Here is a 16,906-nt window from a genome sequence, read left to right as displayed (position 1 = left end):
CCGTGACTGATGTACGAGAGAACCTGACGTACGAGAAGTTCGGCGGTGCGATCCGCCAGCTCGCACAGACCATCGCCGACGACGGGTACGAGCCGGACATCGTGCTCTCCATCGCGCGCGGAGGGGTCTTCGTCGCCGGCGGTCTCGCGTACGCCCTCGACTGCAAGAACATCCACCTGGTGAACGTGGAGTTCTATACGGGAGTCGGGACCACGCTCGAGATGCCGGTCATGCTCGCGCCGGTGCCCAACGCCATCGACTTCTCGGACAAGAAAGTCCTCATCGCCGACGACGTCGCCGACACAGGCAAGACGCTCAAGCTCGTGCACGACTTCTGCGTCGACCACGTGGCCGAGGTGCGCAGTGCCGTCATCTACGAGAAGTCGCACTCCCTCGTGAAGTGCGAGTACGTCTGGAAGCGCACCGACGAGTGGATCAACTTCCCCTGGAGTGTCTTGCCTGTAGTACGTAAGTCTGGCGAGCCGATCACTCCGTCGAGGGAAGCCCTCTGACCTGCGGCTCTCCTCTGGAGTCGGTCGGCCGTTGGTGCCCGCACTCCAGCGCCGTGCCACCTTCGTCAACCACCTCATCGTCGAGGATCACCTTGCAGGGATCACCGTCCTCATATAGCCAAACGGTGATGTGGTCAGCCGCGACGACGACGGAGAACTGGACATCGACTCCGTCGGCAGCGGGTGCGACGGTGAAGCCTTCCCCAGGCTGCAACCAGTAGTCTTCGCCGTACGGCTCGATGAAGAGGCTGACGAGATTCTCGCCTGCGTTCTGCACCGAAAGTATGTTTTTCGTCAGTGCACCCTAGAAAGAGCTGGCCACCCTGTCCCGCCTGCCCCCCGACTGTGGACCACTGCTTTGTAAGCCTGGCGCCACGCGTAGATACGTCCTCGCTGGTCGTCGTGCGTGCCACGATGTCGAGGCTGCCGACGGGCGTTCGCCCCGCTACGGGCTCCGAGTGTCCGTGATTGACCGCTCGTTCTGGCACGGATCTGGCACGAGAGCGCGCCGAGGCCAGAGGGTCAGTAGTGTCGCAAAACTGGTACGCGAATGCCGGGACCAAGGTCGGTAGAAGCTGCCAACAACTGGGCTGCGGCTCGTAGACCGTGTTCCCATGCCGGGAGATCGTCCGGTCCGATCCATTCGCTGTACTCCGCTGCGATGGAGAGGAACTGCGTCTCCTCCTGAGTGTGAGCCGCGACCGTCATCGAGAGCCGGTCGGCCACTTCCTTGGGACTGAGCCCACCTTGCACGAGACCGAACGCGAGGCTCACGAGGAGACGTCGGCCGGCCGTCTCCTCGTCAGGAAGAGGCACGTCGAGTCACCCAGGGCCTGGACGTACAGCTCGCGGACCTCAGTCGCATCACTCCGGCGCGGCAGGCCAGCCAGCTCACGCAGGGCAGGAGAGTCGTGACCATCAACGAGCGCGTGCGCAGCGAGCATCGGAAGATCCTCGGAGTGGAGTACCTCTGCCACGTACTGCCAGGCACTGTCCTGCAACCGGTCCATGCAAGCCATCGTGGAGGGCGCGAGGCGTTCTGGCCAGCAGATTGCTGTTCTGGATTCCGATGCCCCCAGTCTGGGGCCGTCTTCTGCGCACGGCTCCGGAGGCCCATTGGGCCTGTGGTGTCGCTGCTGGTCACAGGGCCGCTTCTGCGTACTCGACAGCCGTCTGTCCACGGATAGTCCACGGGCGCTGATGCCTACCCGCTTGTGCTGGACCGGGGCTGCGGGAGGAGTCGGGGCGGGGGCTGCTGCTGGTGGAGGTACTCGCGGAGATGCGGGTGCCAGGGGAGTGCGAGCTCGGCGGGATCGTGAGGTGCAAGTTCACCCTGGTGGACGAGGGAAGCCACCCGTACGCGTCCGCGCGTGACGCCGACACGCCGGGCGCCGGTTCCCGGCCCAACGATTTTTCGTTACATGAGGTGCCTTTGGTGGCGATTCAGACTTAGCGGCGTATTTCGGATGCGAACATCGATGTGTCCGACCCAGGCAGGCGCATCAGGCACCTGCCGTGAAAGGAGCACGGAATGCGGGTTTCCCGTTTTGCCGCCGCGCTGGGCGTTGCGGCCGCCGTCCTGCTGGGCGGCGCCACTGGCGCCAGTGCCGCCACCGCGCCTTCGGTGGTATCTCATGCCAAGCACGACCGCGGTCACGACCGCGGTCACGACCACGACCGCGGTCACGACCACGACCGCGGTCACGACCACGACCGCGGTCACGACCACGACCGCGGTCACGACCGCGGTCACGACCACGGTCACCACCACGGGCGCGGCGACCGCGACGACCGCTGGGGCCACGACCGCGACGACCGCTGGGGCCACGACCGCTACGACCACCGCTGACCGTCCTTGGGGGTGCCCTTCCGCTGGTGGGGAGGGCACCCCTTACGCGTCCTCCGTATACCTTCGGCCGTATGACTGGCGAGATCTTCGGTCACCCGCGGCTGGCCGAGATCTACGATCCGCTCGATTCCGACCGCAGCGATCTGGATCCGCACATTGGTGTCGTGCAGGAGTTCAACGCGCGTCAGGTGCTGGACATCGGCTGCGGGACGGGTGCGCGACACCGGCTTTAGGAGCGAGGTGGGGCGAGTTGGGTCGTGACCTGCGGCATGACGGCTTCGGCGGATGCGGGCTGCTTTCCCTGCCAGCCACCGGAGTTCCCCGTGACTCCCCGCCCGATCTGGCGCGGTTGTGGCACGGACTGATCCTCTCGATGCGAACTATCGGCAGGGCGGTCGCTGAGGGTCTGCTCGGCTGTTCGGGCGACTGCCTGCGGCCGGCGGGAGCCGTCTCTGGTCACGGTGGTTGCTGTACTCCGCTGCTGTACATCAGCGGCGCCGAGCACCGCTATGGGAGCGAGGTTGGGCGACGGTCAGTGCTGGCTCACACCGTGCACACTGTCCGTCACCCCTGATCCCCGTGAGCCCTCGCTCGATCTGGCGCGAATGCGGCACGGGACGTGGCCTCAGCGACCCTGACCCCAGAAAGGGCCTGGAAGTCCAGCTTCGGCCGCATGGCTTCCGCGAGAGCCTTCTGGAAGTCCAGCTTCGGCCGCATGGCCTCGGCGAGCATCCGCTGAGGACTTGCGGTGAAGGTCAGGTTTGCCGCACTCCTGCTGGAAGCTGAACCTGGGCTCTGCGATGCAGTGACCTGCCTGAGAGCGACGCAGTACGGGAGGTCCGGATTCGACCGGGCGAGAGCTCGGGCCTTCTGCTGCGCAGTCGTCGGCTTCTTCTTCTTCGGCACAACTTGCTCCAAACCAAGCAGGCCCTATGCACCCGCCTGACGGCAATTGGCCAGGAAGGGTCAATGAGCACGGACCTCGAAAGGTCTTGGCCGGTGTCCTGCCCGGTGTGGGGTCGGGCATGATCAGGGGGCCGTACGCTTGCCGGCTACTCGGGCAGGCTTCACCCCTGCCCGCAATGTGTCCGAGTGGCCCCCTGGTCTTGCTCGACGCGGGACCCGAATCGGGGAGTGTGGGTAAAGCCGTGGAGTCGACCGCCCCACCCCCAACAAAATCACGGTTGACACCCCGTCCAAGTACACTACTCACGCCCGGTACGGGGTCTACCGGTTGAAGACTGCGGGCTACAACCAGTACGTCTACGCTAACTGCACCAAGGGAGCCAAGGAGACCGCGACCCTCTACACGCCCCGCCGTATCGGCTGGGCCATCTGGGAGACCAAGTAGTGCCACGCCGCCCCGTCGCCAGGCTGAGTCTTCTGTCAGCAGTCGTGCTCCCTCTTGCCCTTGCCTGCTCGCCCGACAGTTCTGGTGCGGGCAAAGCTCCTCAGTCGCCCAAGCCCACCGAGCCGGCATCCACCGCCTCCGCCAGCTCCGCACAGCCCTCCGTGGCGCAACCTCCTGAGCTGGACAAAACCGAGACCCTCGCTGCCAGCCAGGCCGAGACACAAGGCAGTCGCAGCCTTGAGTTCGACAAGGGAAAGCAGGGGGATGCTCTGATCGTCGCGGTGCGATGCCAAGGCAAGGGGACGATCAAGGTCACCGTGAAACCAGTGAACGTCGGTTTCCCCCTGGAATGCGTCGACGGCGAAGTGACGACCACTTACAACCAGGTCGGCGTCAAGGGTGTGGAGAACAAGGGCACCGTTTCCGTCCAAGCTCCGTCAGCGGTGCGCTGGTCGATGACCGTTGGCCGCGGTGAGGCAGCAGCGCCGGAACCCCCTCAGTCACCCGACGCAGAGTAGGGCCCAACGCAGCACCGGCAACTCGATGACGGATGCTGAGCCCACTACCGTCATTTGGTAAAGGACCCCTGGAGCGTTGAGAAGCCCGTCGTGCAGCGCAGCGGGCAGATTCTCGACGCCTGACCGGACCTGACCCGGTCGACGACCAACAGACATGGGAGGGCCCCGCCGGTTCCCGGCGGGGCCCTCCCATGTCTGCGTACCCGCTAGATCGTGCCCAGCTTGATGATCGACAGCAGCGCGATCAGCTGGATCGCCGACGCCCCCAGCGCCTTCGGCCACGGCAGGTCGTGCGACTTGCTCACCATCGACGTGAACAGCGCGCCCGCCGCCAGCCACGTCGCCCAGCCCAGCACCTGGACCAGGGAGTTCTCCCCGCCCAGGAAGAGGGCGAAGACCAGGCGCGGGGCGTCCGTGATGGACATGATCAGCATGGAGAGGCCGACCGTCGGCTGCCAGGCGCCGTCGCCGCCGAGCTGGCGGGCCAGGGTGTGGGTCACCACGCCCAGGATCAGGCCGCCGATGACGAATGCCACCGCCGTCGTCAGTACGTACGGAATGGCCGTGGAGATCGTCGCGTTGATGGTCTCCTCGCGGGCCTTGTCGAAGCCGAAGAGCGCGAGCAGGCCGTAGAGGAACGTGACGATCAGCGCCGGGCCCCACACGGCGTGGTCGCGCATCTGCCAGAACGTCGGGCCCGGGCGCAGCACGATGCCGCCCAGCAGCTGCTTCCAGTGCAGGCGCGGGCCGGCCGGTGCCGCCGGGGCAGTGCCCGCGTGGTAGGTCGCGCCGTCGCCGTACGGGTCCTCGTTGATGCTGAACGCCTGGGTGTGGCCAGGGTTGTTGGCATACGGGTCACCGTGCTGGGGCTGCTGCTGGTACGGGTCGCCGAAGTACTCCGGTTCGCCGTACGGGCCCTGGGGCTGCTGCTGTTGGTGGTAGCCGCCGCCCGCCTGGGGCCACTGCGGCGGCTGTTGCTGCTGCGCATACGGCGGCGCCGCACGGCCGCCCCCGCCCCGGTAGGGCGGCGGCGGTGCCTGCTGCGGTTGCTGCTGCTGCGACGTGCGGTTGTCCCGGCCGCGTCCGATCCTGAATCCAGCCACGTAATCGAACGTACCTGGTCCCGGAGAGTGAGGTGCCCGCGCTCGGGGAACGCACAGGCCTTTGCTGCCGACCTGTGACATCCCCTAGGGGGCGTCAGGGGGTGGCTCCGGCGGCCGATTCAGTGCAGGAAGACCGATGTGCTGAAGGTGATCAGCGCCGTCGTCCGCGCCGATGCCGGGTACAGCGCCACCACGTCCGCCCGCTCGCCCCTGTGCGTACGAGTCACCAGGTCGGCGCGCTTGTCGCCGTCGAAGTCCGCGTACTGGAGAACCTCGGTCACCGGGCTCGTCTCACCCGCCGGGAGAGCGGGGGCCGGCGGGATGGATACGGCGGTGAAGGCATACCGGCCGCCCGCGCGGGCAGGGCCGTCCGGGCCGCCGAGCAGCAGTTTGCCCTTGGCCGCCGAGCCCGGCTCGGGGGCGCGGGCGGAGACCACCAGGTCGTCGTAGCCGTCGCCATTGGCGTCGGGCTTGGGGGAGGGCGCGGACAGGGCCGGGCCGCCGCCCTGGACCGGGGCCGTGGCGGCGCGCGGGGCGCCGGTGCGGGTGAAGGGGCCGCGCAGGAAGCTCACCCGGCCCGCGGAGGCGGTGACCGCGAGGTCGGTGGAGCCGTCGCCGTCGAAGTCGCCGCAGACGGGGTGGTCGGGCCATTCGTTTCCGTAACGGGCCTGCTCGGGGATGCGCAGGACGACCGCCTTGCCCGCGAGACCGGCCGGGGAGCCGAAGAGGAGCTGGAGCGGTACGGGTGGGCGGCCGATGCCGTTGTACGGCGGGTCGGTGGCCACGATCAGGTCGGAGAAACCGTCCTTGTCGAGGTCGCAGGCGGCCTCGGCGTCGAAGGCGGCGGGGAGGGCGCCCCCGACCGGTGCGGCGTTGGCGCGCGGGGTGAGGAGGCGGCGTACGGCCGGGTCGAGGGCGCGTCTGCCGGCCGCTCCGTAGACGACACCGATGCCCGCGTCGTCGCCGTGGCTGTCGCCCGGGGCCTTCACCAGGTCGTTCAGTACGAGATCGCGGTGGCCGTCGCCGTTGAAATCGGCGGGGACGCGGCTGCCCTTGCCGCGAGGGACGGGCAGGGCGGTGGCCCGGCCGGACAGCGGGGCGGTGTCGCCGTTCTTGGCGGCGGCGGGCCTGTCAGGCTCGGGGGTGCTCGTGCAGCCCGCCAGCAGCACCGCGCAGGCGCAGGCCGCGCTCATCGTCGCCGCTGCCGCCATTCCTGTCCGCACGACCCACCTCGTCCGTCTCGCTCGTACTCATCCGCACCGTGCGCACTCAGCCGCCCCATGATGCCGTTCGGCCCTCGCGGCAGGGCAATGGATACGGCGTGATCGCTGGCCAATGGTTATCCGGTGAGCAGAGCCATGAGTAGCCATGCGGGTACGGAATGCTGCGAATTGGTTGAAGACGGGGGGATGCATGTCTACGCTCTGCTCTGCCGGGCGTCGTTACATTCCCGACGGGTGACGCAAACAGTGCACCCGTAGCTTCGTGGATGTCGCCGCAGCAAAGTGCTACAGACACGACAGATCAGCCATCGGCTCACCAGGGAGAGCACTCCATGCGCGCCACCCGACGCACCGCCGCCATCGCCACCGGAGCCATCGCGGCCCTGGCCCTCCCGGCGGGCGGCGGCATGGCCGCGGCCGGTGCCGCGGGCGTTGGCTTCGCGATGCTGCACCGCCGCGGCAACTGACACGCACCGGACACAGCATCGGACTGAGCAACTGACATACGGAAGCGGCCGGTTCTGCCCCCGAGGCAGATCCGGCCGCTTCCGTTGTATCCGAAGACGTACGCGCTACTTCACCGGTTCTGGCTCCGGCGCACCTTCCGGCTCCGGCTCACCTGCGGGCTCGGCCGGAGGCGACTTCACCGAGTCGAGCAGCAACTGCGCGACATCCACGACCTGCAGGCTCTCCTTCGCCTTGCCGTCGTTCTTCTTGCCGTTGACGGAGTCCGTCAGCATGACGAGGCAGAACGGGCACGCCGTCGAGACGATATCGGGGTTCAGCGAAAGCGCCTCGTCCACACGCTCGGTGTTGATGCGCTTGCCGATCCGCTCCTCCATCCACATGCGCGCGCCACCGGCGCCACAGCAGAAGCCGCGCTCCTTGTGACGGTGCATCTCCTGCTGGCGCAGGCCGGGGACGGCGGACATGATCTCGCGCGGCGGCGTGTAGACCTTGTTGTGGCGGCCCAGGTAGCAGGGGTCGTGGTACGTGATCAGACCCTCGACCGGCGTCACCGGGATCAGCTTGCCCTCGTCGATGAGGTGCTGGAGCAGCTGCGTGTGGTGGATGACCTCGAACTCGCCGCCCAGCTGCGGGTATTCGTTCGCGATCGTGTTGAAGCAGTGCGGGCAGGTCGCGACGATCTTCTTCGACGACTTGGGCTTCTTCGTCGACTCGTCCTCGTCGTCCTCGCCGTACGCCATGTTCAGCATGGCCACGTTCTCCTGGCCGAGCTGCTGGAACAGCGGCTCGTTGCCCAGGCGGCGGGCGGAGTCACCCGTGCACTTCTCGTCGCCGCCCATGATCGCGAACTTCACGCCCGCGATGTGCAGCAGCTCCGCGAAGGCCTTAGTGGTCTTCTTGGCCCGGTCCTCCAGGGCGCCCGCGCAGCCGACCCAGTACAGGTAGTCGACCTCACTCAGGTCCTCGATGTCCTTGCCGACGATCGGGACCTCGAAGTCGACCTCCTTGGTCCACTCGACGCGCTGCTTCTTGGCAAGGCCCCAGGGGTTGCCCTTCTTCTCCAGGTTCTTGAGCATCGTGCCCGCCTCGGACGGGAACGCGGACTCGATCATCACCTGGTAGCGGCGCATGTCGACGATGTGGTCGATGTGCTCGATGTCGACCGGGCACTGCTCCACGCACGCACCGCAGGTGGTGCAGGACCACAGCACGTCCGGGTCGATGACGCCGTTCTCCTCCAGCGTCCCGATCAGCGGGCGTTCGGCCTCCGCGAGGGCTGACGCAGGTACATCCTTCAGCTGCTCCTCGGACGCCTTCTCCTCGCCCTCCATCGTCTTGCCGCCGCCGGCCAGCAGGTACGGGGCCTTGGCGTGCGCGTGGTCGCGCAGCGACATGATCAGGAGCTTGGGGGACAGCGGCTTTCCGGTGTTCCAGGCCGGGCACTGCGACTGGCAGCGGCCGCACTCCGTACACGTGGAGAAGTCGAGGATGCCCTTCCAGGAGAACTGCTCGACCTGGGAGACGCCGAAGACGTCGTCCTCGCCCGGGTCCTCGAAGTCGATCTCCTTGCCGCCGCTCGTCATCGGCTGCAGGGCGCCCAGCGCGGTGGAGCCGTCGGCGTTCCGCTTGAACCAGATGTTCGGGAAGCCGAGGAAGCGGTGCCACGCGACACCCATGTTGGTGTTGAGCGAGACCGTGATCATCCAGATCAGCGAGGTGCCGATCTTGATCATCGCGGTGAAGTAGATCAGCGTCTGGAGCGTGGAGACGCTCAGTCCCTTGAAGGCCAGGACCAAGGGGTACGAGACGAAGTACGAGGCATCGTAGCCCCCGACGTGGTGGATCGCGCCCTCGAGCCCGCGCAGGGCGAGGATCGCGAGGCCGATCGTCAGGATGACGTACTCGACGAAGTACGCCTGCCAGGCCTTGGAGCCCGCGAAGCGCGACTTGCGGCCGGCCCTGGAGGGCAGGTTCAGCAGCCGGATCGCCATCAGCACGACGATGCCGACGACCGTCATGATGCCGATGAATTCGATGTACATCTCGAACGGCAGCCAGCCGCCGATGATGGGCAGCACCCAGTCGGCCTCGAAGAGCTGTCCGTACGCCTGGAGCAGCGTCGGCGGCAGCGTGAGGAAGCCGATCGCGACGAACCAGTGGGCGAAGCCCACGATCCCCCACCGGTTCATCCGGGTGTGGCCGAGGAACTCCTTGACCAGGGTGATCGTGCGCTGCTTCGGGTCGTCGGTGCGGCTGCCTGCCGGGACCGGCTGACCGAGCTTCACGAACCGGTAGATCTGCGCGACGGCTCGGGCGATGAGCGCAACGCCGACCACGGTCAGGACCAGCGACACGATGATCGCGGCGAGTTGCATTTCGGGGCTCCTCGGGCCTGCGAGGGTGGGAATCTCTAGAGACTACTAAGCGGTAACTTATGCAGTCCGTGCTGAGAGTACCCACTTATTCCGCCGCACTGTAGCCGCGCAGCCGGTGATCTGTGTCGCTCAGGCAAGCCTGACCGGACCGGCCGTGCGGCGTCCGGCGACCGCTGTCGGCAGGGTGCGGACCAGGATCAACAGATCCAGTCCCAGCCAATGCTGCTCCACATAATGCAGATCGAGCACACCCATTTCCTCCCAGGGGAGCTCGGAGCGGCCGCTGATCTGCCACAGCCCGGTGATTCCGGGGCGTACGCACAGACGTGCGCGGTCCGCGCCGACGGGAGCTTGCCCGGGCCGCAGCGGCCGCGGGCCCACGAGCGACATGTCGCCGCGCACCACATTGATCAGCTGGGGCAGATTGTCCAGGAAGTGGCGGCGCACGAGCTGTCCCACGGGTGAGCCCGGTGTCGTACGGAACGACAGCATCGCAAATCTGGCCCCGCGAAGGCCCGCTCGCTCCCGGCGGGTCAGGAGCGAGCCGCGGGTGGTCGAAGCGACGGCGGCGCTGAGGGCGAGCAGCAGGGGGGACAGGAGCAGCAGCAGAATCAGGCTGACCGTCAGATCGATGGCTCGCTTCGCAGGCATGGACGCACGCCCTTTGGCTTCTCTTGACCAGTTTTGCGCCTACGACTCTGGCAGACGAAGGGTGTTGGGGCTCGGTCCGCCACGCGCTCGTGCGAGGACTTCCGGCGCAGGTCGGGAGCAGGGTGAAGATAAGTGCGGGATAAAAGTTGAGTCGGGCAGACTCAGGTCTGTTGACGTCCTGGACTCCGTCATGCATCCTTGAGCCAGATCCACTCAAGTCAGCTGGAGGAATTGAAATGGCACGTGCGGTCGGCATCGACCTGGGCACGACTAACTCCGTCGTCAGCGTTCTGGAGGGCGGCGAGCCCACCGTCATCACCAACGCCGAGGGTGCCAGGACCACGCCGTCCGTCGTCGCCTTCGCGAAGAACGGTGAGGTGCTGGTCGGCGAGGTTGCGAAGCGTCAGGCAGTCACGAACGTCGACAGGACCATCCGGTCGGTCAAGCGCCACATGGGCACCGACTGGAAGATCGAGCTCGACGGGAAGACCTTCAACCCGCAGCAGATGAGCGCCTTCATCCTGCAGAAGCTGAAGCGCGACGCGGAGTCCTACCTCGGCGAGAAGGTCACCGACGCGGTGATCACCGTCCCGGCGTACTTCAACGACTCCGAGCGCCAGGCCACCAAGGAGGCCGGCGAGATCGCGGGTCTGAACGTCCTGCGTATTGTCAACGAGCCGACTGCGGCCGCCCTGGCCTACGGCCTCGACAAGGACGACCAGACCATTCTCGTCTTCGACCTCGGTGGCGGCACGTTCGACGTCTCGCTGCTCGAGATCGGCGACGGCGTCGTCGAGGTGAAGGCCACCAACGGTGACAACCACCTCGGTGGTGACGACTGGGACCAGCGCGTCGTCGACTACCTGGTGAAGCAGTTCGCCAACGGTCATGGCGTCGACCTGTCCAAGGACAAGATGGCTCTCCAGCGTCTCCGTGAGGCTGCGGAGAAGGCGAAGATCGAGCTGTCGTCCTCGACCGAGACGAACATCAACCTCCCGTATATCACGGCCTCCGCAGAGGGTCCGCTGCACCTGGACGAGAAGCTCACCCGGGCTCAGTTCCAGCAGCTCACCGCGGACCTGCTCGAGCGCTGCAAGACCCCGTTCCACAACGTCATCAAGGACGCCGGCATCCAGCTGTCCGAGATCGACCACGTGGTTCTGGTCGGCGGCTCGACCCGGATGCCCGCCGTCGCCGAGCTCGTCAAGGAGCTCACCGGCGGTCAGGACGCCAACAAGGGTGTGAACCCGGACGAGGTCGTCGCCATCGGCGCCGCCCTGCAGGCCGGTGTCCTGAAGGGTGAGGTCAAGGACGTCCTGCTCCTCGACGTGACTCCGCTGTCCCTCGGTATCGAGACCAAGGGCGGCATCATGACCAAGCTCATCGAGCGCAACACCACGATCCCGACCAAGCGGTCCGAGATCTTCACGACGGCCGAGGACAACCAGCCGTCCGTGCAGATCCAGGTCTACCAGGGCGAGCGCGAGATCGCGGCGTACAACAAGAAGCTCGGGATGTTCGAGCTGACCGGTCTGCCGCCGGCCCCGCGCGGGGTCCCGCAGATCGAGGTCGCCTTCGACATCGACGCCAACGGCATCATGCACGTGACCGCGAAGGACCTGGGCACGGGCAAGGAGCAGAAGATGACCGTCACCGGCGGCTCCTCGCTGCCGAAGGACGAGGTCGACCGGATGCGCCAGGAGGCCGAGCAGTACGCGGACGAGGACCACCGCCGCCGCGAGGCCGCCGAGTCCCGTAACCAGGGCGAGCAGCTCGTCTACCAGACCGAGAAGTTCCTCAAGGACAACGAGGACAAGGTCCCCGGTGAGGTCAAGACCGAGGTCGAGACCGCGCTCGGCGAGCTGAAGGAGAAGCTCAAGGGCGAGGACACGGCCGAGATCCGTACGGCAACCGAGAAGGTCGCCGCGGTCAGCCAGAAGCTCGGCCAGGCGATGTACGCCAACGCCACGCCCGACGGTGCCGCTGCCCCCGGTGCCGAAGGCGCCCAGGCCGGCGAGCAGGCCAAGGCCGAGGACGATGTCGTCGACGCCGAGATCGTGGACGACGAGAAGGACGCGAAGGGTGGTGCCGCGTGACGGAGGAGACCCCGGGCTTCGACGAGAAGCCCGACGTCCCCTCCGGCGCCACCTCTGACGACGCCGCCGCGTCCGCCGAGTCCTCCGAGAAGGAGGGCCCGGCGGCCGCAGCAGGGGACGCAGCAGCAAAGATCGCAGGCCTGACGGCTCAGCTGGACCAGGTGCGTACGGCGCTCAACGAGCGCACCGCGGACCTCCAGCGGCTCCAGGCCGAGTACCAGAACTACCGCCGTCGTGTGGAGCGCGACCGGATCACGGTCAAGGAGATCGCCACGGCGTCTCTGCTGACCGAGCTCCTGCCCGTGCTCGACGACATCGGACGTGCCCGTGATCACGGGGAGCTGGTGGGCGGGTTCAAGTCGGTTGCCGAGTCTCTCGAGACGGCCGCAGCCAAGATGGGCCTGCAGCAGTTCGGCAAGGAGGGCGAGCCCTTCGACCCGACGATCCACGAGGCTCTGATGCACTCGTACGCACCGGATGTCACCGAGACCACGTGCGTCGCGGTCCTGCAGCCGGGGTATCGCATCGGCGAACGGACCATCAGGCCCGCGCGGGTCGCGGTGGCCGAGCCCCAGCCGGGCGCGGCACCCGCAGCTTCGAAGGAAGAGACGGCGAACGACGAGGAGAGCGGTGGCCCGGAGGAGGGCTGACGCAACGATCGTCCGAGAGGAGGGACGTCGATGAGCACGAAGGACTTCGTCGAGAAGGACTACTACAAAGTTCTCGGCGTCCCGAAGGACGCAACCGAAGCCGAGATCAAGAAGGCGTACCGGAAGCTCGCCCGCGAGTTCCACCCGGACGCCAACAAGGGCGATGCCAAGGCGGAGGAGCGCTTCAAGGAGATCTCCGAGGCCAATGACATCCTCGGCGACCCCAAGCGGCGCAAGGAGTACGACGAGGCACGCACCCTCTTCGGCAACGGCGGCTTCCGCGCCGGGCCGGGTGGGGCGGGCGGCCCCGGCGGCTCCTTCAACTTCGACCTGGGCGACCTCTTCGGTGGCGCCCAGGGCGGTACGCAAGGGGGCGCCGGCGGCTTCGGCGGCGGTCTCGGTGATGTGTTCGGCGGGCTGTTCAACCGCGGCGCGGGCACGGGTACGCGTACCCAGCCCCGCCGCGGCCAGGACATCGAGTCCGAGGTGACGCTCAGCTTCACCGAGGCGGTGGACGGGGCCACGGTCCCGCTGCGGATGTCCAGCTCGGCGGCGTGCAAGGCCTGTTCGGGCACCGGCGACAAGAACGGCACACCTCGTGTGTGCCCGACCTGTGTCGGCACCGGCCAGGTCTCGCGCGGCGGCAGCGGCTCCTTCTCGCTCACCGACCCGTGCGTGGACTGCAAGGGCCGCGGGCTGATCGCGCAGGACCCCTGCGACGTCTGCAAGGGCAGCGGGCGTGCCCGCTCCTCGCGCACCATGCAGGTCAGGATCCCGGCGGGCGTCTCCGACGGCCAGCGGATCCGGCTGCGCGGCAAGGGCGCACCGGGCGAACGGGGCGGCCCGGCCGGCGACTTGTACGTCGTCGTGCATGTCGACGCCCACCCCGTCTTCGGACGCAAGGGCGACAACCTCACGGTCTCCGTGCCCGTCACCTTCGCGGAGGCGGCCCTCGGCGGCGAGGTGAAGGTGCCGACGCTCGGCGGTCCGCCGGTCACGCTGAAGGTGCCCCCGGGGACGCCCAACGGCCGTACGATGCGGGCCCGCGGCAAGGGGGCGGTCCGCAAGGACGGCACCCGCGGAGACCTCCTGGTCACCGTCGAGGTCGCGGTCCCCAAGGAGCTCAGCGACAAGGCGAAGGAAGCGCTGGAGGCCTACCGCGAAGCCACCGCGGACGAGGACCCGCGGGCCGAGCTGTTCCAGGCCGCGAAGGGAGCATGAGATGGACGGTCGTCGCCGCAACCCCTACGAACTGACCGAAGAGTCGCCGGTGTACGTCATTTCGGTGGCGGCCCAGCTCTCGGGCCTGCATCCGCAGACGTTGCGGCAGTACGACCGGCTTGGTCTCGTCTCCCCCGGCCGCACCGCGGGCCGGGGCCGGCGCTACAGCGCCCGTGACATCGAACTGCTGCGCACCGTCCAGCAGTTGTCGCAGGACGAGGGCATCAACCTGGCCGGAATCAAGCGCATCATCGAACTGGAGAACCAGGTCGCGGCGCTTCAGCAAAGGGTTGCCGAGCTGTCGGCCGCGGTCGACGGAGCCGCGGCGGCGATGCAGCAGCGCGAGGCCCAGGTGCATGCCTCCTACCGGCGCGATCTCGTGCCGTATCAGGATGTGCAGCAGGCGAGCGCGCTGGTGGTCTGGCGTCCCAAGCGCTCCGAATAGGACATGTGAAAGACCGAAGGGGCCGGAGAGCGACGTGAGTTGCTCTCCGGCCCCTTCGGTCCTGTCCGGTCGATCAGGCCGGATCGACCGGACAGGACCTCGGCGTATGGGTTTCGGTCACGTTCAGGACTCGTGTTCCAGGATCCCCGACTGCGCGATCAGATAGCCCAGCTGGGTCCGGCTGCCGCTGCCCAACGACGAGCCCAGCTTGGCGATATGGGCCCGGCAGGTGCGGACATTCATCCCGAGCCGGCGGGCGATGGCCTCGTCCACATGCCCTTCGACCAGGAGTTTCGCGATCGAGCGCTGGATGCCGGTGATGCCGTCCAGGTCCGGGCCGTACGAGATCGGCTCCTCCCACGGGATGCCGTGCAGCCAGAACTGCTCGAAGACGCCGACCAGATACTCCACGATGCCCTTGTGTCGCAGTTCCAGGGCGGAAAGACGGTCGCTGCTCGCCGGAATGAAGGCCACTCTCCGGTCGACGATGATCAGCCGGTCGATGATCTCTTCCAGCGTGCGCACCTCCACACCGGACGGTCCGACCTGTTCCATGTAGGCGAGCGTGGCGGGGTGGTGGCGGGCCGTGTGCTGGTAGAGCGTGCGCATACGGACGCCCCGGTCGATGAGCGGCTCCACGCGGCGCAGCGCCTTCTCCAGGATGTGCGGCTGTCGCCCGCTGCCGGGCTGGACCGTGAGAAGCTCCTCGGTGCAGTCTGCGGTGACTTGGTCGAGGGTTGTGTTGATGCGGTTGAGGCCCTCGAGGACGGTTATTCCTTGTGGGACGGTGGAGTTCTGAGCGGTGAACGCCATGAATGGCTCAAGAGCATCGGTCAGAGCGACAGTTCGTCGTCTGCGCTCTTGGATCTCCCGCTCGATGGGGTGTATCAGCTGTGTCAGCGCAGTGGTCGGCGGGACCGGTCGGAGCCACTGAGCGTCGTCGGGATCCGGGTGCAGCAGGGCGAGATCGAAGAGGCAGGGTGTTGATTCCGCCTCTGACCGGGCTATACGTCCGGTGCGCAGTGCGGTGATGTAGAGATTTTTCCCCGCCTCGCACAGCTCGCCGTCTGCGTGAGGGTGTCCCGTTTCGCCCTCATTAGATGGCATATGCACCCCCTCAGGCTCCTGCATTACAGGAACATGATGCCTGCCGTCGCTGGTGCAAGCGTTCGGAGTGAGACATCGTCTTATGCGCGGGGGAGGAGGAATGATCAAAAGAGGTGGAGATCACCCATGTCTAGGACGCTACGTGCTCTTTGTGCTCTTGCCATAGCGGCGGCCGCGCTCGGTGCGGTGGCCTCCGGTGAGCCCTCCTGGGGCAGCTCTCCCGCCGGCGCGGTGACGGCAGCTCCTGGTGAACCGTCGTGGGGCTTCGTCCCCGCGGATGCTGTGGCGGGAACGCCCGGTGAGCCCTCCTGGGGCGTCGTCGCTCCGGCAGACGCGTCGGGTACTCCCGGTGAGCCTTCATGGGGTGTCGCTCCGGCTGACGCCGCGGGTGAGCCCGGTGAGCCCTCCTGGGGTGTCGCTCCGGCCCGCACGGACGCATGACCGTTCCACCGGACGACCGGGTCTTCCGGCGTGAGATGGCTACGGCTTATCGATCGGGGTGGCATTTCATCGACCTCGTCACGGCAATCCCCCACCGTGGCGACTCGTTGATGGTCACCCTGTTCGGAGAGCCGATTGTCGTGGCGCGCGAGGAGGACGAAGACGTCCGTGCGTATCGGTGCCTTCGCCGGCCCCGTGGAGCTCCGCAGCCCGTCCGCTGTGCCATCCGGTACGGCATGATTTTTGTCAATCTCGACCAACGCGATCACCAGCTGGTCGAGCCCGACACCACCACCGCCACCCCCCGCAGTGCCTGAGCGGTTCCCCCGTCGTTGTAAATCGCTCAGGCGCTTCCCCCACACAGCGGCGCCATCGTGGACCTGAAACGCGATGGCGCCGCTGTGCTTTTCCCGTACGGATCCCAGTGCGGGAGTACCGCACGGGAGCCCAGTAGTACGTGAGCCGGCCTACGCCCTGCCCATTGCCCGCGTCAGGGCGATCTCGATCAGCACCCGGTCCGGATTCGGGGCCGGCGTGCGGCCGTAGCGCTCCGCGTAACGCTCCACCGCGTCCGCGATGAGCTCTGGCTCCGTACGGACCCTCGCGCGGCCCTCCAGGGTCGCCCAGCGCCCCTTGTCGACCTGACAGACCGCGACCGGCGCCCCGTCCGGGCCGGCGGCCAGGATGTTGGCGACCTTGTGGCTGTGCTTGTTGGTGATGACGCGGGCGAATCCGCCCTCCGGGTCGTACGTGACGCCGACCGCGACGACGTGAGGGGTGCCGTCCTGGCGCGGGGTCGTCAGTGTGCTCATGTGGTACTCACGCCAGAAGCTGAGGTAGGACGCGTCGGGGTTGCGCGGGTCGATGGCCATGCCCGGAACCTACCGGCGGCGACT

General features: G+C 67.4%; 17 protein-coding genes and 1 pseudogene. 10 read left to right on the top strand and 8 right to left on the bottom strand.

Annotation, left to right across the window (positions count from 1 at the left end):
* Positions 1-2 precede the first annotated feature (2 nt).
* On the top strand, positions 3-512 hold the full coding sequence (locus tag ABZS64_RS04240) for a phosphoribosyltransferase (RefSeq protein ID WP_355822925.1): 510 nt from the start codon (positions 3-5) through the stop codon (positions 510-512).
* On the opposite strand, the gene ABZS64_RS04235 is transcribed toward ABZS64_RS04240, so the two are convergent.
* Positions 487-789 (bottom strand): hypothetical protein, encoded by a 303-nt coding sequence (locus ABZS64_RS04235; RefSeq protein ID WP_355822923.1) that lies wholly within the window; start codon positions 787-789, stop codon positions 487-489. The two genes, ABZS64_RS04240 and ABZS64_RS04235, sit on opposite strands and share 26 nt — an antisense overlap.
* 493 nt (positions 790-1,282) lie before the next feature.
* Positions 1,283-1,522: a hypothetical protein gene (locus tag ABZS64_RS04230; protein WP_355822921.1), complete on the bottom strand. Its 240-nt coding sequence runs from the start codon at positions 1,520-1,522 to the stop codon at positions 1,283-1,285.
* A 521-nt stretch (positions 1,523-2,043) separates the two neighbouring features.
* Here ABZS64_RS04230 and ABZS64_RS04225 point away from each other — a divergent pair.
* The 3 genes and pseudogenes from ABZS64_RS04225 (at position 2,044) to ABZS64_RS04215 (ending at position 4,230) form a co-directional block, all read left to right on the top strand.
* On the top strand, positions 2,044-2,361 hold the full coding sequence (locus ABZS64_RS04225) for a hypothetical protein (protein ID WP_355822919.1): 318 nt from the start codon (positions 2,044-2,046) through the stop codon (positions 2,359-2,361).
* A 71-nt stretch (positions 2,362-2,432) separates the two neighbouring features.
* Positions 2,433-2,576, top strand: a pseudogene (locus ABZS64_RS04220) (SAM-dependent methyltransferase); the annotation flags it as partial.
* A 1,297-nt stretch (positions 2,577-3,873) separates the two neighbouring features.
* Complete coding sequence (locus tag ABZS64_RS04215; RefSeq protein ID WP_355822917.1) at positions 3,874-4,230, top strand: hypothetical protein; 357 nt, start codon at positions 3,874-3,876, stop codon at positions 4,228-4,230.
* Positions 4,231-4,436: 206 nt separating this feature from the next.
* Here ABZS64_RS04215 and ABZS64_RS04210 read toward each other — a convergent pair whose 3' ends face one another.
* Complete coding sequence (locus tag ABZS64_RS04210) at positions 4,437-5,333, bottom strand: Yip1 family protein (protein ID WP_355822915.1); 897 nt, start codon at positions 5,331-5,333, stop codon at positions 4,437-4,439.
* Between the two features lie 119 nt (positions 5,334-5,452).
* The gene (locus ABZS64_RS04205; RefSeq protein WP_355823403.1) at positions 5,453-6,544 is read right to left on the bottom strand and encodes a VCBS repeat-containing protein; all 1,092 of its coding nucleotides are present in this window, start codon (positions 6,542-6,544) and stop codon (positions 5,453-5,455) included.
* A gap of 344 nt (positions 6,545-6,888) precedes the next feature.
* On the opposite strand from ABZS64_RS04205, the gene ABZS64_RS04200 reads away from it, so the two are divergent.
* Complete coding sequence (locus ABZS64_RS04200) at positions 6,889-7,023, top strand: hypothetical protein (protein WP_355822913.1); 135 nt, start codon at positions 6,889-6,891, stop codon at positions 7,021-7,023.
* Positions 7,024-7,128: 105 nt separating this feature from the next.
* Here the strand turns inward: ABZS64_RS04200 and ABZS64_RS04195 are convergent, their stop codons facing one another.
* Both ABZS64_RS04195 and ABZS64_RS04190 read right to left on the bottom strand, forming a co-directional pair.
* Complete coding sequence (locus ABZS64_RS04195) at positions 7,129-9,399, bottom strand: (Fe-S)-binding protein (RefSeq protein WP_355822911.1); 2,271 nt, start codon at positions 9,397-9,399, stop codon at positions 7,129-7,131.
* A gap of 129 nt (positions 9,400-9,528) precedes the next feature.
* Positions 9,529-10,050 carry a sugar transferase gene (locus tag ABZS64_RS04190; protein ID WP_355822909.1) on the bottom strand — a complete coding sequence of 174 codons (522 nt, stop codon included), beginning with the start codon at positions 10,048-10,050 and terminating at the stop codon, positions 9,529-9,531.
* Positions 10,051-10,286: 236 nt separating this feature from the next.
* Between ABZS64_RS04190 and dnaK the strand changes: the two genes are divergently transcribed.
* Genes dnaK through ABZS64_RS04170 form a run of 4 tightly spaced genes read left to right on the top strand, consistent with a single transcriptional unit; the run spans position 10,287 to position 14,462 of the window.
* The gene (dnaK, locus tag ABZS64_RS04185) at positions 10,287-12,146 is read left to right on the top strand and encodes a molecular chaperone DnaK (RefSeq protein WP_355822907.1); all 1,860 of its coding nucleotides are present in this window, start codon (positions 10,287-10,289) and stop codon (positions 12,144-12,146) included.
* Entirely contained in the window at positions 12,143-12,796 is a 654-nt protein-coding gene (gene grpE / locus ABZS64_RS04180) for a nucleotide exchange factor GrpE (protein WP_355822905.1), read from the top strand. The genes dnaK and grpE overlap by 4 nt, the downstream gene beginning before the upstream one ends.
* 30 nt (positions 12,797-12,826) lie before the next feature.
* Positions 12,827-14,017, top strand: a complete 1,191-nt coding sequence (gene dnaJ, locus ABZS64_RS04175) for a molecular chaperone DnaJ (protein ID WP_355822903.1) — start codon at positions 12,827-12,829, stop codon at positions 14,015-14,017.
* Position 14,018: 1 nt separating this feature from the next.
* Positions 14,019-14,462 (top strand): helix-turn-helix transcriptional regulator, encoded by a 444-nt coding sequence (locus ABZS64_RS04170; RefSeq protein ID WP_355822901.1) that lies wholly within the window; start codon positions 14,019-14,021, stop codon positions 14,460-14,462.
* Between the two features lie 123 nt (positions 14,463-14,585).
* Here ABZS64_RS04170 and ABZS64_RS04165 read toward each other — a convergent pair whose 3' ends face one another.
* A complete protein-coding gene (locus tag ABZS64_RS04165; protein ID WP_355823401.1) occupies positions 14,586-15,569 on the bottom strand; it encodes a helix-turn-helix transcriptional regulator in 984 nt (327 codons plus the stop codon).
* A 437-nt stretch (positions 15,570-16,006) separates the two neighbouring features.
* On the opposite strand from ABZS64_RS04165, the gene ABZS64_RS04160 reads away from it, so the two are divergent.
* Positions 16,007-16,327 (top strand): (2Fe-2S)-binding protein, encoded by a 321-nt coding sequence (locus ABZS64_RS04160; protein WP_142214562.1) that lies wholly within the window; start codon positions 16,007-16,009, stop codon positions 16,325-16,327.
* 150 nt (positions 16,328-16,477) lie between these two features.
* Here ABZS64_RS04160 and ABZS64_RS04155 read toward each other — a convergent pair whose 3' ends face one another.
* Positions 16,478-16,882: a pyridoxamine 5'-phosphate oxidase family protein gene (locus ABZS64_RS04155; RefSeq protein ID WP_355822899.1), complete on the bottom strand. Its 405-nt coding sequence runs from the start codon at positions 16,880-16,882 to the stop codon at positions 16,478-16,480.
* Positions 16,883-16,906 lie beyond the last annotated feature (24 nt).

Source organism: Streptomyces sp. NPDC005408, assembly GCF_040606445.1.
Classification (GTDB): Bacteria; Actinomycetota; Actinomycetes; order Streptomycetales; family Streptomycetaceae; genus Streptomyces.
Note: the sequence above shows the minus strand (reverse complement) of the source record. Positions and strands in the feature narration are given on the sequence as shown.